This window comes from Sediminicola luteus (genome assembly GCF_002514735.1).
Lineage (GTDB): Bacteria > Bacteroidota > Bacteroidia > Flavobacteriales > Flavobacteriaceae > HQA918.
Genome location: NZ_NBWU01000001.1, coordinates 241,179 through 265,160 on the forward strand (window position 1 = coordinate 241,179; position 23,982 = coordinate 265,160).

Sequence of the window (23,982 nt, forward strand, 5' to 3'; positions counted from 1 at the left end):
CACGGCATTTTCAGTATTTTAGTATGAAAATCGCTTAATACCGTATTATGAAGGTTTTTATCAGTTCCAGTAAGAACGACCGGGCCATGTTACAGCAATTGGCCCAAGCCCTAACCGAAAGTGGGCACAAGGTCTTTTACGAAAACCTGAATATAAAATCGGGCGATAACTGGTTTAAAAAAATCAATGAGGCCATCAAGGATTTTGAGGCCGTCGTGATTATCTTGAGTCGGGAGACCATGAACTCCAAATCGGCCATGATGGAGATGGAATCGATCGTATTGAACGATATCTCCAAGAAATCGACCCGGATCATTCCCGTAATTACCGACAAGAGTGTTTTGCCCTCCTATTTGATGAACTATGGGTTTATCGATATGTCGCGTAACCTCGATTACGGTATCGAAAAATTGAGGGCCTTATTGGCCGAAGGTAGCCAGCGGATCCATCACGAAGGCTTGCCGAGCAAGGAGAGCAACCAAAGGCGTAACGCCATTTTCTCAAAACGCCTTAAAGCCTCACTTAAATCGGGCGAGCTTACTTTAGTCTGTGGAGCCGGGGTTTCCATTGGCGCCGATATACCGGATTGGAACGCCCTCTTACTGGACCTGTTGGAAACCATGATCGCTCGGATAGCGAACGACCCCTCGCTCTCGCTTACCACCAAAAGCTCGGCCAGTTATAAATCGCTTTTAGGCTCTTCGTCTTTGGTAATGGGAAAATACCTAAAATCGAATTTGGGCAAGGATTTTTTACCCGAACTGCGCGATGCCTTGTACAAGAACAACCCCATCAGTTGCGATCTGATCGATGCCATTGTAGAAATCTCAAGGCCTCAACGTGATGGCAAACCTTTGGACTCGATCATTACCTTTAATTTCGACGCGCTGATCGAAGAGAACCTAGCGGCCAACAATATCAAATTCAAGGCCATTGAAAAAGAGGGTATCCGTAACCTTCAAGATGAGCTTCCCATTTACCACGTACACGGATTTTTACCCCGAAAAGGCAAAATTGGGTCCGACAAAAACATCGTGTTCAGCGAAGATTCGTACCATACCCAATTTATAGAACCCTTTAGCTGGTCGAATTTAATCCAACTGAACAAGCTAAGCCAAAATACCTGTTTGTTTATTGGCCTAAGCCTAAACGACCCCAATCTTAGGCGACTGTTGGATGTGGCGAACCGTAAAGACCCCACGAACAACCTCAACCACTATATCATCAAAAAAATACCGAGTCTGGACAATGATGCCACGGTAGACGAACTATTGATGTTTTTGGAAGAGCAAGACGCCAACGAACTGGGTCTGAACGTACTTTGGGTAAACGAGTTCGATGAGATCGGTGACCTTATCCGAGATCTTATTCGATAAACACCCCATGTCAAAATCGTGTTAAAATTCTGTTTTACAGCTTCTTAAAACGTATCTTTTTGATATAATCCATCAAAAACAACAACACATGAGAGCTTTATTACTATCGGCCGTATTGGTACTGTGCATGGGCCTAACCATGGCCCAAAACGAAAAAGAAACCGTAAAACAAGTGGTGCAATCGGCCTATATCGAAGGGCTACAGAACGAAGGTGACCTGGCCAAGATCGAAGCCGGCTTCCATCCCGATTTTAAATTGTTGGGTGTGGGTAAAGACGGTAAAATGTGGCAATACGCTATTGGCGAATGGAAACAAAAACAGGCCAAAAAAAGGGAAGAAGGTAAACTGCCCCTGACTGGCGACGAATTGGTGACCGCCAAATACCAATCGATAGATATTACCGGAAACGCCGCCGTGGTAAAACTCGATTATTATAAAGGGAGCACCAAAGCCTATACCGATTACCTATCGCTCTACAAATTCCCAGAAGGCTGGAAAATCGTGAACAAGACTTTTCATAAATATTAAAAGGCGGTTAACGGGCAAGGCGCTCAACCAGACATTGAACTTTGAATTGGTGGCAGTTCGTTATCTTTACGGATATGCGACAGCAATTCATTTTTTTCTTTTTACTCTTCGGTCTACATGGGATACTAGCCCAAGACACCCTAGATGCGGTATTGGTAAAATATGGCGATAGTTTGGTCACCTATATCAGCACCGCCGAATTGGCCGAAAAGGAAAACATGGTTGTATTGGACAGTCGTAAAAAAGTGGAATTCGAAACCAGTCATCTTAAAAATGCCATCTGGATCGGTTATGACAAGTTTAAACCCAAACGGGTTTTGGAACAGCTTCCCGACAAAAGCACTCCCATAGTAGTTTATTGTTCTATTGGGGTGCGCTCTAACCATATTGGTAAGCGATTAATGGATCTTGGTTATACCGATGTCTATAACCTATATGGAGGCATTTTCGAATGGGTCAATGAAGCACGCCCCATTTACGACCTTGAGGGAAAACCCACCAAAAACATACATGCCTACGACAGGGAATGGGGGCGTTTCCTCGAAAAAGGGGATAAAATCTATGGCAAAAAAAGGCCGAAACAGCCCTAGCCTTTGCCATTTCATCAAATTTTTCGTTAAATAAATCCGAATTATTGGGTTTTCTATTTGTTTTTCAAGAACTTAAAGAGAGAATGAAAAACGAAAAGACTATGAAGCGGATTATTACTTTCACCTTGATTTTGGCACCCTTCTTATGTGCCCTGAACGCCCAAGAAACCCACGCCAGAAACCTAACCATATCCATAGAAAACCTAAAAAGCGAAAAAGGCAATCTATTGATCGCCTTATATACCGATGAAACGGGTTTTCTAAAGGACATCTATCAAGTAAAAACCTTGGCCGCCTCGAAAGGGGAAATAGAAGCCACATTCGAAAACTTGCCCCAAGGCGTATACGCCGTTACCGTGATACACGATAAAAATGGGAATGGAAAATTGGATACCAATTTTTTAGGGTTACTGAAAGAACCCATTGGAGCCTCCAACGAAATAGATGGCAGGTTTAAAGAACCCGATTGGCACGATGCCAAATTCCTTCTAACGGGGAATGACAGGGATTTTAAAATTAAATTCTAAAGGTGGGCACACCAAAATCTACGATCCAGTCGTTGAACTTTACAGTTCGGCAAGCATTCTATGGGGTATTGTATCTTTGATGGCATCTTTGTGGTGTAATCAAAAACATATCCCATGATTCGTATTTTCCACCTTATTATCGTTTTTCTTTTAGGTTTATTATCTGCCTGGGCCCAAGAAGCAAATACCACACATAAGATCTCGGTTACTATTGAGAACATCGACAACGACCAAGGTAAACAATATGTGGCCCTTTATAACGAAGAAGCTAAGTTTTTAAAAGAGCTCCATAAAGGGGCCATAGTAACCATTACCAATGGTAAAGCCCAAACCGTTTTCGAGAATATTCCTCCGGGAGTCTATGCCGTGTCTACCTTTCACGATGAAAACGACAATGGGGAACTTGACACTAACTTTTTAGGTATACCAAAAGAAGATACCGGCACCTCTAACGATGCCCCGGCCCGATTTGGTCCTCCGAAATGGGAAGCCGCCAAATTTTTGGTAAGTGATTCCGATGTGGAGTTGGTCATTCATCTATAGTACACCTTAACGCATCAAGCGAATTCTAAAACACAAAAAAACCTGCCTTCATATGAAAGCAGGTTTTTACAGTTTAGGTCGTAGACCTTTATTTCTCCAGTGGGTGATCTTTCAGCAGTTCCTCCGGAGTATAGAATCCTTTTTTATCGGCAGTGACCTCTCGTACCTTCTTAACCGTTTCCGGTTTGATTACGCTGGCTTTGTTCCCGAAAGAGTTTCGTACATAAGTCAGTACGGCGGCAATTTCGTTATCCTTCAGCATACGTCCGTAGGCCGTCATAGGCACCTGACCCGGATACTTTTTACCTTGCACCTCAATAGGTCCGTAGAGTCCGTTTAGGGCGATTTTAATCAAACGCTCTTCGCTGCCTATGGCCCATTTGGTACCGGCCAAAGGTGGGAATCCAGAGGTTTCCAAGCCTTTACCGTTTTCTTGGTGGCAAGTGGCGCAGAACCCTTCCCTATGGTAGATTTCTTTACCCATTACATAGGCATCGCGATCGACTCCCTTAAGATGGGTATCTACCTTTTCCTCTTTCTTTTCTTCTACCGCTGGGGCATCTTCCAAAAACTCTTGTGACATGGCCAATGATGGAGCCATCCAACGATCTAAATCATGTTGTTCGGCTATGGCGAATACGGCCTTGGCATCGGCCTCAGGCAACCAAGATGCAGCTACAAGGGCTGCCAAGCGTACCCTACCGTTTTCATCGGCGGCGGCGGTTTTAAGCTTGCCCAAAGCATCGGCCAATTGGTGGCCCATATAACGTACCACGGTTACGGCAGCAGCACGCACTTTAAAATCTTGGGCCGACAAACATTGGTCTAAAATGGCAGCATCTACTTTATTGACTCCCCAAGTAACCCAAAGGGCTTCCAAGAGGTTATGCTCGTAGTTGGCATCATTCTTATCCAAGCCCTGGGCCCAGTTGCTTACCGCAGCCAAAACCGCTTCGGTATCGCGCCCCCTTAATTCCCTACGGGTACGGTAACGGGTACGGTATTCCGGTAATTTTAGGTTTTCCAACAATTCCGGAATGGAAGCGCCATCGATCTTGGCCGGTGTTACCAACGGACGGCCCGGATAGGTGATTCGGTACACCCTTCCATGGGCATGATCACGTAAAGGATCACGGGCGTTATGCTGCATATGTCCGATCAATACATTGTGCCAATCGATAAAGTATAACGACCCATCGGGGGCGAACTCCATATCTACCGGACGGAAGTTACCATCGGTATCGGACCAGAACAAATCCTGACGGTGTTCGGTCTTGTAACCTGTACCATCGTCTTCGATCTTGTGCTGCTTCATCCCCAGGAAACCAATGGCGTTGTTGATCAAAAGATCGCCTTGTACTTCCTCAGGGAAATGCCTACTGGAAACGAATTCCAATCCGGAGGTAGGCCGTACACGATCGCCTTCAGGAGCCAAATCTTTAGACTTGGGTGATCCCTTACCATATTTGGGTTTAATGCTACTCGGCATCATCCAGCGAATGGCCGGACCAGAGGTCTCTGCAAAGAAATACTGACCGTATTCGTCAAAGGCGATACCCCAAGGATTGGGTATATGTACCTGTACCGTTCTTTCTAAATGCATACGCGCCGGGTTGTAACGCATAAATCCACCATTGGTGGCCCTAACCGGACCGTATGGCGTCTCAACATTGGAGTGCAAAAACACCCCTTCGCCCATATAAATGGCCCCGGACGGATCGGCACAGAAAGCCGAAATTACGTGGTGGGTATCGTGATCATCGAAACCGCTTAACAATATCTCACTGCTATCGGCCTTATCGTCGCCATCGGTATCTTTCAAGATCTTTAAATGGGTACCCTGTGACACATAGACCCCTTCCGGTGCGATCTCGAAACCAACCGGAATATGCAGGCCTTCGGCAAATGTGGTCTGCTTATCCGCCTTACCATCGTTATCGGTATCTTCTAGAATGATCAGTTTATCGTTCGGTTTTTCATCACCGGGCTTGTAGTGCGGATAAGCCGGCATTACCGCTACCCATAGGCGCCCTTTATTATCAAAGGACATTTGTACCGGATTGGCCAAATCGGGGAATTCTACCTCAGAGGCGAACAATTCCACTTTATATCCTTCGGCCACATTGATAGAAGCCACCGCTTCTTCACCATACAAATACTTTTCGGGATCCCCATTTTTACGACTAGGTTGGTAGTTGGTCTCCACCTCGGCCAAGGTATGGGTTTTGGCATCGGCAGCAGCCAGGTCTTTGGTCTTTCCGTTCAGTGCATCCCAAATGGCGGTATCACGAATGGCCGTCATCTCACGGATCTTGATCAATTCATCCGGGTAATTGTCCGGGCCATAGGGCTCGTAACGTCTTCCGTAAACATGCACCCCGTTCGGAATCTTAAAATCGTTATGCCACATCCAATTCTTTTCCTGTACGGCGGTCAATACGGCATCGGCATGGGAGGTATCGGCCTTTTTGTTACCAAAAGTCCAGGTAGCAAGGTAATCGGCCAATTTTTTATGACCGGCATCATTCAGCTGCACCCCATCTATGGTCAAAGGCGTACCGGCCTTATACCATTCCTTACTCGCGGTGAATACATCTACGAAAACCAAGTTATTGGCTTGGGCCACTTCTCCGATGGCTTTGCTATACAAGGCCAAATTATTGTTTTCTGCCGTTCCCTTGGGCACATCTAAAGTTGCCGTAAGGTCTTGAAAGGCATTGGGCGATACCAAAGCGAGCGCCGGAGCTGCTACGCCATTGTACTTTTGTGACAAGGTATGTTTAACATAGGCATCCAATTCGGCCTTAAAATTTGCCACACCCTCGGCACCTTTAAAGGAAGAGTTGTACCCAAAGAAGGCCAAAATGATATCGGGCTTGAGTTCTGATAGCCATTCGTCCGGATACCAAAAATGCCCTTTGGCCCCGGTCGGATTGGCCAATTCGTCGGTATGGAATGCTTCGGCACCGTCAAAGGCCCAAGGGGTTTTTCTACCCGGATGGGGCCTAAAAGCCGGGGTATTACCCCCGTCTCCCATATTCCTGATTACCAAGGAATCGGATGGGTAACGCATTTGCATCTCGGCTTCAAAATGGCCGTAATCCATCATACGGGAAGCCATATTGGTACCCATGAGTACGATGCGGGAATTCGATTTAAGCGGGATGGTTTTCTCGGGGCCCTTAGTACAGCTCCCCATAATCAAAAGCGCGAGAAGGAGCATTTTTGCTCCAACGAACTTTGTTCTGGTCATGATATGAATGATTGAAGGCCCAGACAGCTACCACCATATGCTAGTAAGGCCAGAATTAGTTTCGTCGATTCGTTCTGCTCAAATATAGAATAAAGAATAGGTTTTTACCTATTTTTCTTAGCATTAGTTTAACTTGACCTCCCGACTTTCTTATACCCATGCCCCTATGAAGACCAGTAATATAAGGGCTTCCCTTCGTTCTAGACCGTCTTTAGCTTATTTTGAATTTAAACAATACCGCCCCATAATGTTACAGTACCACAATTGCCCGGAAAGCCGTATTTTTGATATAGCCAGGAATTTCTACCCCTGTAAGTTAATCCTAGTCCCAAAGACTTATTGGCAAACCGTCTATGGAAAAACACCAAAACCTATTATTGATATTTACCCGAAACCCCGAATTGGGGAAATGTAAGACCCGTTTGGCATCGAAGGTCGGTGACCAAGCCGCGCTGGATATCTACACCTTCCTTTTGGCGCATACCGCGCAGGTCACCCGATCGGTAGCTGCCGACAAACAGCTGTATTATTCCGAAACCATTTGGGAAAATGATATTTGGGACAATGCCGTTTACGACAAAAGGCTACAGACGGGTTCAGATCTGGGAGCCCGAATGCACCAAGCCTTTGCCCAAGGCTTTGCCGATGGCTATGAGCGCATCATCATTATTGGCAGTGATCTGTACGATATTGACACCGCAACCATCGATATCGCTTTTTTAAAACTTGACGAAAACGAAGTGGTACTCGGTCCCGCTACCGACGGGGGGTATTACCTCTTGGGCCTATCGCGCCCCCAAAATCATATTTTCAAGAACAAAGCCTGGGGTACCGATTCGGTTCTTGCTGATACCCTGGCCGATTTAAAACACAGTAAGGTGGGCCTTTTGGACGAACGTAACGATGTGGATCATTACGAAGACATTGCCGATAACCCTGCCTTTGCACCTTTTTTAAAACATATGACCCATGACTAAAAAACAAGTAGAAGAATCGATTGCCTATTTGCAAGGCAAAGGTTTCGAAGCCCCCGAGGTCGGTATCGTATTGGGTACCGGTCTAGGTCAATTGATAGACCATATCGAAGATAAAATAGAGGCCCATTACAACAATATTCCCTTTTTCCCCTTGGCCACGGTAGAGTTCCATAGTGGTAAATTGGTCTATGGTAATCTACACGGCAAAAAAGTGGTCGTTATGCAAGGCCGTTTTCATTTTTATGAGGGCTACGACCTTATCGACGTAACCTACCCCATTCGCGTGATGCACGGTTTGGGTATCAAACACTTGTTTATCTCCAACGCCGCCGGTGCCATAAACCCAGCTTTTAAGAAGGGCGAAATCATGCTTTTGGAAGACCATATCAACCTACAGGGCGGATCACCCTTGGCCTTTAAGGGTGTGGCCCAGTTCGGGGAGCGCTTTGTAGATATGTCGCAACCTTATGATAAGGCAATGTCAGATACCTTAAAAGAAATAGCCAGTCAGGAAAACATAACCCTTCATGAGGGGGTCTATGCCGCCGTGGTCGGTCCACAATTGGAAACCCGGGCCGAATACCGCATGTTAAAGATCATTGGGGCCGATGCCGTAGGTATGAGTACGGTGCCCGAGGTAATCGTGGCGAACCACCTGAATTTACCCATAGTCGCTTTGTCAGTTTTGACCGATGAATGCGACCCAGATAATCTAGCCCCGATCAATATCCCGGAGATTATTGAGGTGGCCGGCAAGGCCGAACCCAAGATGATCCGATTGTTTACCGAATTAATACAACGATTATGAGTTATTTAGATGCTACCAACCAACTGTATAAAGAAGCGGCCTTAGAGCCCAATGTAGGACTTTGTTGTACCACCAACCCGGTTTGGCAACTGCCCGGACTCTCTATTCCAAAGATCATGCAAGAGATGAACTACGGTTGCGGGAGTACGGTTTCGGCCTCCGATTTGGTGAACGACCCAAAAGTGTTGTATGTTGGTGTAGGTGGTGGCATGGAATTACTGCAATTCGCCTATTTCTCGCGCCAAAAAGGTGGGGTAATCGGTGTAGATGTGGTAGATGAAATGCTACAGGCCTCTCGCGATAATTTCGCTATCGCAGAAAATGAAAACCCTTGGTTTAAAAGTGAATTCGTCGATTTGGTAAAGGGCAGTGCCCTAGATTTGCCCGTAGCCGATGCCAGTATCGATGTAGCGGCCCAAAACTGTTTGTTCAACATATTTAAGATAGACGACCTTAAAAAAGCGGTAGCCGAAATGTACCGGGTACTAAAACCCCATGGACGATTGGTAATGAGCGATCCTATTTGTGAACAGCCCATGAGTAACGAATTACGTAACGACGATCGTTTACGTGCCCTTTGCCTCAGTGGTAGTATTCCCCTAAAGGATTATGTTAAGGTACTGACCGATGCCGGCTTTGGCACCATTGAAATCCGTGCCCGAAAATCGTACCGGGTATTATCGCCCAACCACTACCCTACCGATGAGCTGATCTATATCGAATCTATTGAAGTGGCGGCCATTAAAGACCCCATGCCCGAAGATGGTCCGTGTATGTTTACCGGAAAAACGGCCATTTACTACGGAAACGACGAATACTATGACGACCAAAAAGGCCATGTGCTATTACAGAACCAGCCTTTGGCCATTTGTGACAAAACCGCAGCAGCCTTGGCCCAGGAAGATGCCGAGATTCATATTAGTGAAAGTACTTGGCATTACGATGGGGGTGGATGTTGTTAAAAATGTATTTTACCCACATCGAAAAACGTAAGTTTTAGGAAGGATCGCCTACCAATGCTATGCACTAGAAGTTGTTTTATGGGTAGGCGATTTTTTATTTTGTTCTTTTTTGTAGTCGGTCTGCTTCAAGCCCAACTGAGCCACGATAATTGGAACGATTTATTACAACAATATGTATCGGAAAAGGGCGAAGTGGATTACGACAATTTTGATAGATCCGCTTTAGAAGATTATCTTAACTATCTAGGTACGAATACCCCGGAAGACCAGTGGACCAAGGCAGACCGATTGGCCTATTATATCAACCTTTACAATGCGGCCACCGTGGCCCTGATATTGGATAACTACCCTTTACAAAGTATCAAAGACCTCAAAAAACCCTGGGGCCGTAAATGGATACGGCATGGCGACCAAACCATTTCCTTAAACCATATCGAACATGGAATCCTACGGAAAATGAATGAGCCCCGAATCCATTTCGCCATCAATTGCGCTTCTATTTCCTGTCCGAATTTGGCCAATACGGCCTATACCCCACACGAATTGGAGTCCCAATTGCAGCAGGCAACAAAAGCCTTCTTTACCGATACCACCAAAAACGACTTTCGTGGTAGTACCCCAAAAATATCGGCCCTGTTCAAATGGTTTAAAAAAGATTTTACCCAGAACGGCAGCTTGGCAGATTATATTAATCCATATTTGGACCAAACCTTAGGTCCCAAAACCAAATTCGAGTACCTCACTTACGATTGGGGACTAAACAAAAAACCATGAGCCAGGCCGAAATCAGTATCATCATACCTACGTTGAACGAGTCCGCCCATATTGGGGGCTTATTGACCCATTTAAACCAAAATGCCCATAAACGGGGGCGATTGGAAATATTGGTGGTAGATGGAGGCAGTTCAGACGACACCCAACAGATTGCAATAGCTCATGGGGCCCGTTTTATTTGCGCTGATCGGGGCCGGGCCGTACAAATGAATACCGGGGCACAAATGGCCCAAGGCAGCATTCTCTATTTTTTACATGCCGACACCCTACCCCCAGTCCAGTTCGACCAATTGATCCTAAACAAACTTTCCAACACCTGTGAGGCCGGATCCTTTCGTATGCGATTCGACCATAGCAGTCGCTTTTTAGGTTTGTTCGCTTGGCTTACCCGCTGGAATTTCCCGATATGCCGGGGAGGTGACCAATCGTTGTTTTTGACCAAGTCGCTATTTGAATCCAGTGGTGGTTTTAATGAAAACTACCGCATTTATGAAGATGGGGAGTTTATACGCAGATTGTATAAGCTTACCGATTTTGATTTGATCCAAAGGCCCGTGACCACATCGGCCCGTAAGTATGAAGAAAAAGGCCTTTTCAATCTTCAATTCCATTTTGGTATGATCCATGCCAAACGCTATTTGGGCGCCGGCCCGCAGGAATTATACGCCTATTATAAAAATCATATTGAGCCCCCTAACCCCCGAAGGGGGAATTTGTGATCACTTGAAGAGAAACCAAAGTGTTCTTGGGCAAAATGATTTGATTTTTACAAGTCTGAGAAGTCCCTATTTAGCTAGCCCTTTATTTCGGGAATTATAATCCAACAACACCCCTTCACTGATCCATTTGGCCAAGGCTTGGCGGTTATCGGGATCCAAAATGCGTCTTTGATCCTTTTTGTTCCGGATATTGCCCAGTTCAATAAAGGTCATGGCGGGTAAGGTATTTTTTACCAAATACAGCGAACTACGATCACTAAACGTTCCCGTATAGGTACGGTTGGGCTGGAATTTCTTATACTTCTTTTCAAAGGTCTTATGTATGCTTTCCGACAAATGCTTGCCGTTTTTGCTTTTATGGTGATGGTAGAAGAACACATCGATATTTTGGCCTTTACTTCGGCTATCGATATGGGTTACGATCAATCGTTGGTATTGCCCCCTATGTTTTTTATACAATTTGTTTACGGCCTTTACCCGCTGCTTTAGACGGTCGATCTGTTTAAGTGGAATGGTCTTTCCTTCTAAAGTCACCTCATCGCGATCAATGGGTAGGTAGCGCTCATCGCGTATGCCGTCGTTGGGGTCTTCGATGATCATGTAGACCGTGGCCCCATATGATTCGAGTTCACGTGCCAATCGCAGGGTAACATCATAGGCATATTCGTCTTCGGCCACATCTTTTTTACCCAGTTTGCCCATTGCCCCCGGGTCGGGACCACCATGGCCCGAAACCAGATAATACACCGCCTTCTTTAGCGCTTCACTCTTTTTGGGCCAAGCCTCCTGACCTTTCCCATAAATAGAATGGACTTCCACCTCGGGCACCGATGCTACTACTTTTCCCGGCGGATTGGCCAGAGTTTCCTTGGGCAGTGTATCCAATTCCACCACAGGCAGGGTATAGGTCTGCCCTTGGGTCAAGTGCAGGCTATCGCCCAACAGGGACTGATTGAGTTCTACAAAATCTTTATAAAGTTGGGGCGGAATACCCTCTTTTCGCAACAGGCTAAAAATACCGTCGCCCTGTTCGGCCACTACCGTACGGATACTATCTTGGGCAGACACCCATCCCGTACAGACAAACAAAAAAGCCAAGCATAGCCGAAACATAACACCCTTTTATGACTACAAAGATAGTTAAACTGTTTTGGAGTGAAGCCGATGATTGATTCTTGATGCTTTTGAACTGGACATCTACTTTACTTGGCCCTAAAAATACTGCCCAATCCCAAATACGATACCGCTGGTGGCGTTTTTGGTTATGCCATAGCCATAGTCGATACGGAAAACAGCATTAAAAATGCGTTTGTGTATAAAACGAACGCCTACGCCTGGGTAGACCCGTATATTGGCTTCATCGGTAAAATCGGCAAAATCGCCGCCAGGGTTGCGCCATGATCCCGCATCTACAAAAAGATTGCTTTGCAAAACGAACCAGTCTTTCTCGATCAGCGAATGGCGGTACTCGGTATTGATCACAATTGAACCGGTACCCCTATCGATTACATTACCTACCCCGCGTATGTTTACGTTATTATCTACCGTAAAGGGCGCAAAAGGACTATCGACATTGGACGCCAGGCCCAAGCGGACACGATTGGCCCAGTTACCGCGTTTGCCCCAGCGTTCAAAATAAATAAAATCATTAAACCCGATCCAAAACTGGGGCGCCTGATCAAAATCTTGGCTCCGCACATATTGCAGGTTCAACCTACTGGCGAAACCATCGAGGTATTGGTGATCGTATCGTATATTCTCATAATTGTACAAGAGTTTTATCAGATACTTGTCGATATCGAGGTCTTGGGGCACCCCGGCATCCGTTGCCCCGGACTGGTAATCGTATTTTTCGGTAAAGACATTGAGTCCCAAGGCAAAATTGTTCCTATGGTCCAACTCAAACAACCCCAAAGCCTCTATAGATTGGTTGTTGTATTTGTAATAAGAAGAACCCGATTCGAGATAGACAGGCTCTTGGGTGGTCAGATCGGTATAATTGACCTCCATACCCCATTTGGGCCCGAACAGATAGGGTGCCTTAAACCGTAACCCGTAGGAATCATATACATCGTGCTGGTAAAAAACACCTAGGGTCATATTGCGACCCAAAAAATTAAACTCTTGTAAACCTATACGAAAGGCAAACTCCTCTGAATTGGACGAATAGAGATTGGCAAAGGGAATTAGGGTAAAGTTTTCGGTGATTTGGTAACGTACCACATGGCCTGTGTTTTGTTGGCTTACGGAATAGGAAGCATTGGAAACCGAAGGCAAACGTTTAAAACGGTTTACGTCTTCTTCCAACAAGGTCGAATCCAACACGGCTCCTTTTTTCAACAGGGCCATGGATCGCATAAAGGATTCCTTGGTACGTTTGAGTCCCTCGAATTGGATCTCCGTCACGGTTTCCTGTGCCTGGATGGGTTTCGCCCATAGAAAAGCCCCCATAAGCAGTGCAGAGAACAGGTATTTAGTATTTCGCATAAAATTCCCGTAAGGTTTGTTCAGCTGGTTTATTTTGCGGGGTAAACCAATTGTCTTGGGCTCCGCCTACGTTTTTATAATCTATAAACCATTTCCAGACAAAACCGCCCGCAAACCAAGATTCCGGCCAAAAGGTTTCCAACAAGGCCTGGGTAGCCCGAGCCTGAGCCCCTAGATTGACAGGGGTATCGGTATCGTCTACCAACCAGGGTTTGGCCCCGGTAAAATCCATGGAGCGGTACCCGAATTCGGTAAACAACACCGGTTTGCCGACGATATCGGACAGTTGTTTTATGGTTTTCTTTCGAGGTTCCCAAGCCGACTTTAGGCTGGCCAGATCTGGGGAACGGTCTTCGGACAATGGGAAATAAGCATCTATACCAATATAGTCTAGCTCGTCCCAAAGCGGGCAACGTTTGTATTCGTCCCAATTAGCCGCATAGGTTAATTTACCTTTATAAATCTGACGGATTTCCTTTACCAGACCGTGCCAATAGTCCGGTCTATTTTTCATAAAACGTTCCAGTTCGGTCCCGATACAGAACAGCGGCAAGTTTTCCGATTGGGCCAACTGGGCATAAGAAAGGATGAACTTTGAATAGGAAGCTTCCAGCTTTTTCCAATCGGCCTCCGACTTCATCTCCAATTTCCCGGTAAACTCGCCCCGCCAAATCCATATTTGGGGTTTTAGCATTACCTGGATTCCTTTTTCCTTCAACAGACCGATATATTGTTTGGCCCCGGCCGCCGTTTCGCCAAACCACTGCCGGTCGGTATCGAAAATGATTTCGGTGGCGGCTAAATTTTCCATAAAACCAAAAGGCATTATGGCGACCCAGTTCGCATTCATCTGGGTAACGGGCACTACTTGTTCGGGAATCAAAGCCTCGTTGGCGGCCACAAAACTTAGTCCGTTTATTTTTTGGGCTTTGGGCGTAGTACAACCCAACAACATAAATAATAAGCCCCAAAAAAGGAATCGTTTCATCTTATAACCCGTTTGCTATCGGCAAAATACAAAGTTTTACATCAAATTGTGGCTAGGAAATACATCCCCCTTATAAAATGGCCCGTAGACCTATATTGAAAGTTTGGCCTAAACCGGTATCGGAGCCGGTGACGAAATTGGTATAAAGGGCTTCTATATTCAGGGCATCGGTCAACTGATATTTCACTCCTCCTCCCAAAGCCAAATAACTTTGCGAAAAGTCGTTCCCTAAGTCAATTCTTTGTAAATATTGCGTGGAGACCAGCACCGTAAAATCGGAACTCGGAAAATAGCTCAAGAATAAACCGGGCACCAAATTCAGGCTGTTATTGGCGAAACTACCCTCGACTCGGGTCAAGGTTTCGCCTTCACCTTCATCTACGGCATCCTTTCCAAAATTGAATTCGGTATTCAACTCGGAAAACAATTGCCATTTGTTACCTGCAAAGGTATAGTCATAAAAGAATCGGTTTTGCCAGATATAGCCTTTTTGATCCAGGAATACCCCATTTTCAATTTCATGGTCTATCAATGGAATATGAAAGGCCGTTTGAACGGAGAAGTTCCCGACATTTTTAAAGGGCACGAATTTAACCGAAGGGGCAAAAGAGGTAAACCCGGAACGGGCCGTGCCTTCTTCCCCATCGAAACGAAATACCTCCAAAGCCCCCCGATCAGCGATCACATTGGAACGGAATTCCAGTATCAAACCTACATTCCAGCGTTTGTTATTCCCCACCCCGGTATAACCTTCCAAAGTTGAGGTAAAAAAAGTGCGACGCGGTTCTTTGCCATCCGTAAATGTACTTTCGGTTTCGGTATAAAGATTATTGAACCATTTAATATCCCACTGCCCCTTGTCCATTAACTTCGAAGGGGTAAATTTTTGGATATTGCTCGTCTGTGGCTCATCTTGTGCGTGGGCCAGTGCTCCCCAAATCAGGGCCAGGGCCAATACGGCTTTTGTGGTAAATTGCTTCATCTTTTTCGTGTGTTTATATTTATTGTTCCTTGTAGGTCACACGGAACATCCCATTAATCATTTTCACTGTGTGTTTAAAAATTAACAATGGATGTTTCATGTTTATGCACCGCAACCATCCCTTTTGGTAAGAGGTGCGGCTATAGGTTTATATTCAAGTAGCGGGCTTACTTCTTTTCGTTTAGGCGCCAATCGTAGGCATAATAAGAAAGCTTGGCTTTTTGGGGTAAGGGTTCTTTTCTGTAGGTATTAATATATTGGGCCAAACTGATTCCGCCTTGGGTAAAATCGCCCGTATACCATTCAAACAATTGGGAAATGCCCACTTTGTTCTTTTTAATACGGATGAATTGGGGGTCGTTCAATGCCATTTCGGTTTGGGTTTGCAGTTGTGCCTCCAAGGTCTCAGGTCTATAAGCGGTAGCGATTAGGGGTGGGCAGCCTAAGCCGGCACAGACCAATACAAAATGAAAACGCGATTCTTCCGGAAACACAGCCCGTAACAGTTTGTGTTCGATATCGTTCAAGGTACGCGGTGTACCCATAACGGTATGGGTGGTCTTATCGAAGAAACCAGCCTTATCCAAAGGCGATTTTAACGGATAGTTTTCTATAACACTCTGTATGACCAATAGGTTGTAGGCGTTGATCAAAAAGGCCTGATAATTATCCTTGTCGGTCTTAGCCACTTGGATAATTCCGATCATTTCGACCAACGATTTCAGTTGGACATCGTCTTGTTTTATGGCCTTATAATCGACCAAGCCATCGGCGACATGGGCCTTTAGAAAAGCGTCGGAGGTGTTAAAAAAGTCCTGAAGCCCTTGGGCCTGGATTCCGGTGGTAAAAAATAGTAGCAGTGCCCCTGCCATCCATTTGCGCATCGACATAATTTCCTTGTTTAGTTGTAACTAATCTGAGTCCGCTATCTCTCACCTCAAAACCTGTGACAATGATTACTTACGTTTAGTTAAGGGCTAGGTCGCAGGAAAAACAAAATCCCTACAATTTTTCGATAAACTTCCATTTCATTGATTTAGCCTACACCTATTAATACATTCGGATTAATTGACCTTGTTATTTGTAAAGTTTCTAAATAAAATACACAACATTAAGTTTTCATACCATAGTTCGACCTTTACAATGAACTCATTTTGACTTTTTGGGTTCAACACACCAGTTCTATTTTGAAATCCAATCAAAAGAAAATGGTCTAACACCTTCAAACAATCCTATGGAGCATATCGCAATCATTGGCAATGGTATCTCGGGCGTAACGGCGGCGCGGCATATCCGGAAACTCTCTGACAAGAAAATCACTTTGATCTCGGCAGAGACCGCCCATTTCTTTTCGCGAACGGCCCTTATGTATATTTATATGGGGCATATGAAATACGAACACACCAAGCCTTATGAAGACTTCTTTTGGAAAAAGAACCGTATCGATCTAAAGCAGGGCTTCGTTTCTGAGGTGAATACCGGCGAAAAGCAATTGATTTTTGCCGATGGGTCGCAATTGGGATATGACAAACTAATCATAGCCTCGGGCTCCAAACCCAATAAATTCGGTTGGCCCGGACAAGATTTACCAGGTGTTCAGGGATTGTATTCGAAACAAGACCTGGATATGCTGGAGCAAAACGCCCCTAACAACACAGTTTGTAAACGGGCCGTAATCGTCGGAGGTGGCTTGATCGGAATCGAATTGGCCGAAATGCTGGTGTCACGTAAGATTCCAGTTACCTTTTTGGTTCGGGAAAGCAGTTTCTGGAACGGGGTTTTACCTGCAGGTGAATCGGCCTTAATCAACGAACATATAAAGGAGCATCATATCGATTTGCGCTTGGGTACCAATCTGGTAGAAATCCATGCCGATGCCCAAGGAAAAGCCTGTGCGGTGACAACCGCTAAAGGCGAACGTATCGAGTGTAATGTAGTGGGGCTTACGGCAGGGGTATCGCCCAATATCGATTTTTTGAAGGCATCGGATATAGACCTAGGAAGGGGTATTAAGGTAAATCGCTTTTTGGAGACCAATGTGCCCGATGTGTATGCCATTGGTGATTGTGCCGAGCAGCATGAACCCATCGGGAACCGACGCCCCATTGAGGCCGTTTGGTATACGGGTCGTATGATGGGCGAAACCGTAGCCCAGACCATTTGCGGGAACCGCATCGAATACAAACCTGGGCATTGGTTCAATTCGGCCAAGTTTTTAGATATCGAATACCAGACCTACGGTTGGGTGTTCGGCGAAAAAGGAAGGCCTGAATATGAAAAACATTTTCATTGGCGACACCCCAAGGAAAACATTTGTATTACCGTGGCTTACCACGCCGCGACCAAACGATTTTTGGGAATGAATACGTTCGGCATCCGGATGCGGCACGAAATTTTCGACCATTGGCTTACCGAAGAAAGGGATGTACACCATGTGATGGAGTACCTGAAGGATGCCAATTTTGACCCGGAGTTCTATACCACTTACGAAAGTGAAATCCTTGCCGCCTATAATCAAGAGATGGGGACAAGCATTCGCCCTAAAAAGAAAAGCTGGAAACGGATTTTTAGTCATTCCTAAGCCCATAACCCGCATTAGGAAAAACTGATTGAAACCAATCGCATAATACTTAATTGAATCATCGAGTCAAAATCATATTGTAGATGAAAAATATACAACGCATCGGATTATTCCTGTTCCTCGTGGGCTTAGGTCTTTTTACCGCCCTCATCTTTATTGGTGATTTCAAACTGGATCAACAGACTTTTGACCAGGTGGTGATCGAAAAGAACATTAAAAGCGAATTGTTCATAGAAACACTACAGAACCAGGTCGTAGACCAATCGTTTAACGGTATGTTGGCCTTTGGCCCTAAAATTACCTCGGCCCTAGCAACGGCCAATGCCACCCATAGAAAAAACAAAGAATACAAAAAGATCATTTACACCAAACCCCACGATATGGCCGCCTTGATCGGCAAGAAATCGGGTACGGGTTTTATTGCCGAAAACAAAGGCCTTATGTGGTGGCTCACCTTTGGGCTGGGCATCATCGGTTCATTGCTATTCATTGTACCGAATGTTGTTTTATTAGGCCCCAAAGGCATAAAGAACAATGGTATTTATCTAGAGAACGCCACCAATCGCGGATGGATCGCCTGGATCGTGTTCTTCTGGTTGGTTGCCTTTTATCTGGTACTGTATTTCCGTGCCGAGTATGCCGTAAACTGGACGTATTTGGTTGACCCTATCAGTGAGGCCCTTAGCGGTAACCCGGCCGGACACTGGTTCGTATATGGTTTTATGTATTGTGTGGTCATGGTGGTCATGGGTATTCGCATGTATATCAAATACCGCCATAACAAATACCAACTTATCCGCACCACTTCGGTACTGTTCTTCCAGATCGTGTTCGCCTTTTTGATCCCCGAGATCATGGTGCGTTTGCAAATGCCGTATTACGATTTTAAGAATGCCTTTCCGCTGGATTACGATTTCTTTTTCCAATGGAACCTTAAATCGCTGATCAATAGTGGAGGTATCGGTATTTTTATCTTGGTATGGGGTATTGTACTTACGCTGGTAGTGGTGCCGGTCATGGTCTATTTCTTTGGGAAACGCTGGTATTGCTCATGGGTCTGTGGCTGCGGTGGCTTGGCCGAGACCTTGGGCGACCCCTACCGTCAGCATTCCAGTAAAACCTTGCTTTCTTGGCGGGTAGAACGTTGGTTGATACATAGTGTTTTGGTCTTTGCCGTAGGTATGACCCTCATGACCTTGTATAGTTTCTTTGCCGAAACCAGTACGGTATTGGGCATAAAGACACAGACGGTACAGAACGTATACAGCTTTTTGATCGGGGCCGTTTTCGCCGGGGTTATCGGTACAGGTTTTTATCCCATTTTCGGAAATCGGGTCTGGTGTAGGTTCGGTTGCCCCTTGGCCGCCTATCTAGGTTTTGTACAACGCTTTAAATCGCGATTTAGAATTACCACCAATGGCGGACAATGTATTTCTTGTGGAAATTGTTCTACCTATTGCGAGCAGGGTATCGATGTTAGGGCCTATGCCCAAAAAGGGGCCAATATCGTGCGCTCAAGTTGTGTGGGCTGTGGTATTTGCTCGGCCGTTTGTCCGCGCGGGGTATTAAAATTGGAAAACGGACCTTTGGAAGGCCGCATCAACCCTAAAGAGGTATTGTTGGGTAACGATGTAGACCTTATGGAATTGGTAAACCGCAAATAATCATTTTCGATTGAAATCCCTTTTTTACTTGGTTCCCTTGTTGTTTTGGATGTTAGCTAGCCCTCCAAAGAAAACCTATGTAAAACAAACCGATACCTTGGGTCGCCTTATGGCCGAGGGCTGGATGAAAGGTAGTTCTAAACAAGGGTATTGGCGGCATTACCACCCCAATGGGGCTTTGGCATCACAAGGAAACTATGATAATGACACCCGGGTAAAATATTGGTATTTTTACCAGGAAAACGAACAAAAGCTAAAAGAGGGACATTACAAAGCAGGCATCCAAATAGATTGGTGGATCTATTATAACGAACAAGGGCAGCTGGTGCATAAATGCCAGTTGAAAAACAACCAAAAAAACGGTTACTGCCTAAAATATAAAGACCAACGTTTGATAGCCGCCTCCAAATTTAAAAAGGGAATCAAGATAAAAGAGTGGACCGATTTTAACGCCTTTACCAAGGAAAATAGCCTTTCTGATCTGAATTAATGAAAAACATAAAAGTAATCATCCCGGCCTTTAACGAGGCTGACTCCATAGCCCATGTGATCCAAGAGATTCCCGATTTGGTTTCGGAGGTTATCGTGGTGAACAATAATTCTACCGACGATACGGTAAAAAATGCGCAAAATGCCGGGGCTACCGTACTCACTGAGAACCGTATGGGCTACGGCAACGCCTGTTTGTGTGGCATGGATTACATTGCCCAACAATCCAAAAGCCCCGATATTATCGTATTTATCGACGGGGACTATTCCGATTATCCAGAAGATATGCACCAAGTGCTAGCGCCCATACTCGAAAAAGATATCGATTTGGTCATTGGGGCGCGGGTAAAGCAGTTACGGGAAGGCGGATCAATGACCCCACAACAGGTATTCGGCAATTGGCTAGCCACTACCTTGATGCGGATCATGTTCCGTGCCAAGTTTACCGATCTAGGTCCGTTCAGGGCCATCAAATACCAAAAACTCTTGGATTTGAACATGGAGGACAAAACCTATGGTTGGACCGTAGAAATGCAGCTCAAAGCCCTTAAACAAAGGCTAACATGTGCCGAAGTACCAGTGCGTTACAAAAAAAGAATTGGAGTTTCCAAGGTGTCCGGTACCGTAAAAGGAACTATATTTGCCGGTGTAAAAATCCTTGGTTGGATATTTAAATACAGTTTTACCTAGCATGGGCCTGACTATTTCCTACATCGTTATAGCTATCTACTCGACGGCTTTAATCCTGATTTTTCTCTACAGCCTCTCCCAACTCAACCTACTTGTAAATTATCTTGGTTACAAACGTAGGAACGAAGAGGCACCCAAATTCAACCTGATGGATCCCACGGAGATTCCGTATGTGACCATTCAGTTACCCGTCTATAACGAAGAGTATGTTATGGAGCGGCTCTTGGAGAATATCGCCAAGATCGAATACCCTAAAAGTAAACTCGAAATACAGGTCTTGGACGACTCCACCGACGATTCCGTGAAGGATACCGCGGCTATGATTGCCCAGCTGCAAGAGACCGGGCTCGATATACAACATATACGTCGCGAAAACCGCGAAGGTTTTAAGGCCGGGGCCCTTAAAGAAGGCCTCGCCATTGCCAAAGGGGATTTTATCGCCATTTTCGATGCCGATTTCCTTCCGGATAGCGATTGGTTAAAAAAGACGGTCATCTATTTTAAAGACTCCGAAATCGGTGTAGTACAGACCCGATGGGGGCATATTAACCGAGATTATTCTACCCTGACGCGTATTCAAGCTTTTGCCCTCGATGCCCACTTTACCTTGGAACAGGTGGGCCGAAACTCCAAAGGACACTTTATCAATTTTAACGGTACGGCCGGAATTTGGCGTAAAGAATGCATCTTGGATGCCGGTAACTGGGAAGGCGACACCCTGACCGAAGATCTCGATTTAAGCTACCGAGCGCAATTGAAGAATTGGAAGTTCAAATATCTGGAAGACGTTGAGACCCCGGCCGAATTGCCCGTGGTCATCTCCGCGGCCCGTTCACAACAATTCCGCTGGAACAAAGGTGGGGCCGAGAATTTTAGAAAGTCGGTTTTAAGTGTTCTCGGCGCCAAACATATTCCTTTCAAGACCAAGTTCCACGGGGTAATGCATTTATTGAACAGTTCTATGTTCCTTTGTGTATTTATCGTGGCCTTTTTGAGTATACCCATGTTGTACATCAAAAACGCCTATGGCCATTTGGGCTGGGTGTTTCAGGTGACCAGTTTCTTTATTATAAGTACCATTATTTTGTTCGTTTGCTATTGGTTTACCTATAAGAGTATTCAGGGCAGTGGCTTCGATAAGTTCGTCGATTATATAAAACTGTTCTTTACCTTCTTCTCGGTCGCCTTGGGCTTTTCTTTGCACAATACCCGGGCCGTTTTGGAAGGCCATATGGGCAAGCGCTCTGAATTCGTGCGTACGCCCAAGTTCAATATCAACGGACTAACCGATAGCTGGAAAGGGAACAAATACATCAACAAAAAGATATCGCCCAATGCCTTTTGGGAGTTTGCCCTAATGTTGTATTTCCTTTTCGGGATGTACTCTGCGGTACCCTTGGAAGATTACGGACTCTTCCCCTTCCATTTGATGTTGTTCCTAGGTTTCGGTTTTGTCTTCTTTAAATCCTTGACGGCGAAGGCGTAGGTTTTGGTCATTGGTCAAAATTGGAATATCGAAGGGTATTCCTACATATTCACGAATACGTTGAGATATGGGTTTCCGCTTATCTATTATTGGTTTATATAATATTAGAAGGAGTGGCAAGTAGACAGCCCAATTACGTTTAGAGATTGTAACGTTGTAGTTCCCTTTCAAAGGAATCGGATTTGACAAAATTCCGTTTCTTTTTATTTACCTGGATAACGTCTAAAAAGCCCAGTTCAACCAGCATCTTTAAATCGGTTCGAGCAGTAAAATCGGAAACATTGAACCTAGAACTGACACCCTTATTCGTTAGGATTCTATCCGGGTCCTCATGTAACAGTTTTAAAATCTGCGCCATGCGTTCGTTTATCCCAGGTATTTTTAGATATTTCGCCGCCCGATACACCTCTTTTCGCTTTCGATCAATATACCGTATCAAAGCTTCGTAGGCTTTCTCCATGGTTTTGATGTGATAGGTAATAAAGTAACCTAAATCATTCTCATCCGTTTCAGTATACAAATAAGATTTTTCGTATTGATTCTTTGTGTCTTGGATAATTCGGGAAATTGAAAGGTATTCAGTCAACCAATAGCCCTTCTTCAACATAAACCAATAATATAAGGCTCTGGCCGTCCTACCATTTCCGTCGACAAAAGGATGAATCCACCCTACCATAAAATGAATAATACAGCCTTTAATAATCGGGTGTATGAAAGTATCCGAATCTGAATTAAAGAATTCACATAAAGCCTCTATCAATCCCATTATTTCTTTATGCCCAGGTGGTGTGTGTACTATTTCCCCCTTGACATGATCTACCACATGCACATTGTCACTAACCCTAAACCGGCCTTCATCCTGCTTTATATCAAGTGTGTCATTTGTTATTAATTGGTGTATATACAAGATGTTAGCAGGTGTTAGATCTTCAGATTTGTGCTGAACAATATGTTTCATGGTAACAAAATTGTTCATGATCATCATTTCTGATTTGGTTTTGGGCTTATTCTCCAAGCGAATCATTTCTTTGGCCTTTTTCCTCGTGGTATTCGCCCCTTCCATTTGGCTACTCGAAATAGACTCTTCCATAAGGGAACTAATGATAAACTTGTTTTTCTCTGTTTCCGGAATCCCAATATTGCTACCCAATGTACCTCCTATATGCATATCAAATCGATGCAAGGCCCGGAGCATATAATCCGTTACCACAAATGAAAAGGAATGCCGACCAAACAATATTCGGTTGGCATTTATCCTCCGATGGAATTTTACGGCATTCCACAATTTATTCGGAGGGTATTTAGCCTCTCTGTATTTCACCTTATCCCAATACAGATATTCGTCCTGAATGGTTTTAAGAACACCATCCAACTGAATATCGACCATAATCGAAATCGTATCATCCTCCTCTTGATATGATGGTGCTTTCTCTATCATCCAGTTTTGTAGCTAAATAACAAACGTAAAAATAGCGAGATTATTCGATAATCTCGCTATTTTTATTGTTTAATCTAACAACTGAAGTTAATTATTACTATCCTTTTACAAGTTAACTT

The 23,982-nt window shown here is 44.9% G+C and carries 22 protein-coding genes; 15 read left to right on the forward strand and 7 right to left on the reverse strand.

All coding sequences use genetic code 11. The features are described 5' to 3' along the window. Positions 1–47 precede the first annotated feature (47 nt). The 5 genes from B7P33_RS07865 (at position 48) to B7P33_RS07885 (ending at position 3,565) form a co-directional block, all read left to right on the forward strand. Entirely contained in the window at positions 48–1,376 is a 1,329-nt protein-coding gene (locus B7P33_RS07865; protein WP_097441433.1) for a TIR domain-containing protein, read from the forward strand. An 88-nt stretch (positions 1,377–1,464) separates the two neighbouring features. Next, entirely contained in the window at positions 1,465–1,905 is a 441-nt protein-coding gene (locus B7P33_RS07870; RefSeq protein WP_097441434.1) for a nuclear transport factor 2 family protein, read from the forward strand. 74 nt (positions 1,906–1,979) lie between these two features. After that, entirely contained in the window at positions 1,980–2,495 is a 516-nt protein-coding gene (locus B7P33_RS07875) for a rhodanese-like domain-containing protein (protein ID WP_097441435.1), read from the forward strand. 101 nt (positions 2,496–2,596) lie between these two features. Continuing rightward, positions 2,597–3,022, forward strand: a complete 426-nt coding sequence (locus B7P33_RS07880) for a DUF2141 domain-containing protein (protein ID WP_172435893.1) — start codon at positions 2,597–2,599, stop codon at positions 3,020–3,022. Positions 3,023–3,136: 114 nt separating this feature from the next. Next, on the forward strand, positions 3,137–3,565 hold the full coding sequence (locus tag B7P33_RS07885) for a DUF2141 domain-containing protein (protein ID WP_097441437.1): 429 nt from the start codon (positions 3,137–3,139) through the stop codon (positions 3,563–3,565). Positions 3,566–3,653: 88 nt separating this feature from the next. On the opposite strand, the gene B7P33_RS07890 is transcribed toward B7P33_RS07885, so the two are convergent. Further along, positions 3,654–6,818 (reverse strand): PVC-type heme-binding CxxCH protein, encoded by a 3,165-nt coding sequence (locus B7P33_RS07890; RefSeq protein ID WP_097441438.1) that lies wholly within the window; start codon positions 6,816–6,818, stop codon positions 3,654–3,656. 353 nt (positions 6,819–7,171) lie between these two features. On the opposite strand from B7P33_RS07890, the gene B7P33_RS07895 reads away from it, so the two are divergent. The 5 genes from B7P33_RS07895 (at position 7,172) to B7P33_RS07915 (ending at position 11,058) form a co-directional block, all read left to right on the forward strand. Further along, on the forward strand, positions 7,172–7,795 hold the full coding sequence (locus tag B7P33_RS07895; protein ID WP_097441439.1) for a TIGR04282 family arsenosugar biosynthesis glycosyltransferase: 624 nt from the start codon (positions 7,172–7,174) through the stop codon (positions 7,793–7,795). Continuing rightward, positions 7,788–8,603: a purine-nucleoside phosphorylase gene (locus B7P33_RS07900; RefSeq protein ID WP_097441440.1), complete on the forward strand. Its 816-nt coding sequence runs from the start codon at positions 7,788–7,790 to the stop codon at positions 8,601–8,603. Before B7P33_RS07895 ends, B7P33_RS07900 begins: the two co-directional genes overlap by 8 nt. Further along, a complete protein-coding gene (arsM, locus tag B7P33_RS07905) occupies positions 8,600–9,565 on the forward strand; it encodes an arsenosugar biosynthesis arsenite methyltransferase ArsM (RefSeq protein ID WP_097441441.1) in 966 nt (321 codons plus the stop codon). The genes B7P33_RS07900 and arsM overlap by 4 nt, the downstream gene beginning before the upstream one ends. A 78-nt stretch (positions 9,566–9,643) precedes the next feature. Beyond that, positions 9,644–10,339 (forward strand): DUF547 domain-containing protein, encoded by a 696-nt coding sequence (locus tag B7P33_RS07910; RefSeq protein WP_172435894.1) that lies wholly within the window; start codon positions 9,644–9,646, stop codon positions 10,337–10,339. Further along, entirely contained in the window at positions 10,336–11,058 is a 723-nt protein-coding gene (locus B7P33_RS07915; protein WP_097441443.1) for a TIGR04283 family arsenosugar biosynthesis glycosyltransferase, read from the forward strand. The genes B7P33_RS07910 and B7P33_RS07915 overlap by 4 nt, the downstream gene beginning before the upstream one ends. Positions 11,059–11,124: 66 nt before the next feature. On the opposite strand, the gene B7P33_RS07920 is transcribed toward B7P33_RS07915, so the two are convergent. The 5 genes from B7P33_RS07920 to B7P33_RS07940 all read right to left on the reverse strand — a co-directional run bounded on the left by B7P33_RS07920 (position 11,125) and on the right by B7P33_RS07940 (position 16,405). Continuing rightward, positions 11,125–12,171: an N-acetylmuramoyl-L-alanine amidase family protein gene (locus B7P33_RS07920; RefSeq protein WP_097441444.1), complete on the reverse strand. Its 1,047-nt coding sequence runs from the start codon at positions 12,169–12,171 to the stop codon at positions 11,125–11,127. Between the two features lie 99 nt (positions 12,172–12,270). After that, positions 12,271–13,545, reverse strand: coding sequence for a POTRA domain-containing protein (locus B7P33_RS07925; RefSeq protein ID WP_141402415.1), 1,275 nt, complete (start codon positions 13,543–13,545; stop codon positions 12,271–12,273). Beyond that, the gene (locus B7P33_RS07930; RefSeq protein ID WP_097441446.1) at positions 13,532–14,533 is read right to left on the reverse strand and encodes a glycoside hydrolase family 113; all 1,002 of its coding nucleotides are present in this window, start codon (positions 14,531–14,533) and stop codon (positions 13,532–13,534) included. Before B7P33_RS07930 ends, B7P33_RS07925 begins: the two co-directional genes overlap by 14 nt. A gap of 70 nt (positions 14,534–14,603) precedes the next feature. After that, a complete protein-coding gene (locus B7P33_RS07935) occupies positions 14,604–15,515 on the reverse strand; it encodes a hypothetical protein (protein WP_097441447.1) in 912 nt (303 codons plus the stop codon). A gap of 167 nt (positions 15,516–15,682) precedes the next feature. Next, positions 15,683–16,405 (reverse strand): DUF547 domain-containing protein, encoded by a 723-nt coding sequence (locus B7P33_RS07940; RefSeq protein WP_245871716.1) that lies wholly within the window; start codon positions 16,403–16,405, stop codon positions 15,683–15,685. A 344-nt stretch (positions 16,406–16,749) separates the two neighbouring features. On the opposite strand from B7P33_RS07940, the gene B7P33_RS07945 reads away from it, so the two are divergent. From B7P33_RS07945 to B7P33_RS07965, 5 genes are all read left to right on the forward strand, one after another. Beyond that, complete coding sequence (locus B7P33_RS07945) at positions 16,750–18,096, forward strand: NAD(P)/FAD-dependent oxidoreductase (RefSeq protein WP_097442273.1); 1,347 nt, start codon at positions 16,750–16,752, stop codon at positions 18,094–18,096. Positions 18,097–18,179: 83 nt separating this feature from the next. Next, positions 18,180–19,760: a 4Fe-4S binding protein gene (locus B7P33_RS07950; RefSeq protein ID WP_097441449.1), complete on the forward strand. Its 1,581-nt coding sequence runs from the start codon at positions 18,180–18,182 to the stop codon at positions 19,758–19,760. Between the two features lie 10 nt (positions 19,761–19,770). Beyond that, a complete protein-coding gene (locus B7P33_RS07955) occupies positions 19,771–20,250 on the forward strand; it encodes a toxin-antitoxin system YwqK family antitoxin (RefSeq protein ID WP_245871719.1) in 480 nt (159 codons plus the stop codon). Continuing rightward, positions 20,250–20,939: a glycosyltransferase family 2 protein gene (locus B7P33_RS07960; RefSeq protein WP_097441450.1), complete on the forward strand. Its 690-nt coding sequence runs from the start codon at positions 20,250–20,252 to the stop codon at positions 20,937–20,939. The genes B7P33_RS07955 and B7P33_RS07960 overlap by 1 nt, the downstream gene beginning before the upstream one ends. Before the next feature lies 1 nt (position 20,940). Next, positions 20,941–22,425: a cellulose synthase family protein gene (locus tag B7P33_RS07965; protein WP_097441451.1), complete on the forward strand. Its 1,485-nt coding sequence runs from the start codon at positions 20,941–20,943 to the stop codon at positions 22,423–22,425. A gap of 139 nt (positions 22,426–22,564) precedes the next feature. Here the strand turns inward: B7P33_RS07965 and B7P33_RS07970 are convergent, their stop codons facing one another. Then, positions 22,565–23,863 carry a Fic family protein gene (locus tag B7P33_RS07970; protein ID WP_097441452.1) on the reverse strand — a complete coding sequence of 433 codons (1,299 nt, stop codon included), beginning with the start codon at positions 23,861–23,863 and terminating at the stop codon, positions 22,565–22,567. Positions 23,864–23,982 lie beyond the last annotated feature (119 nt).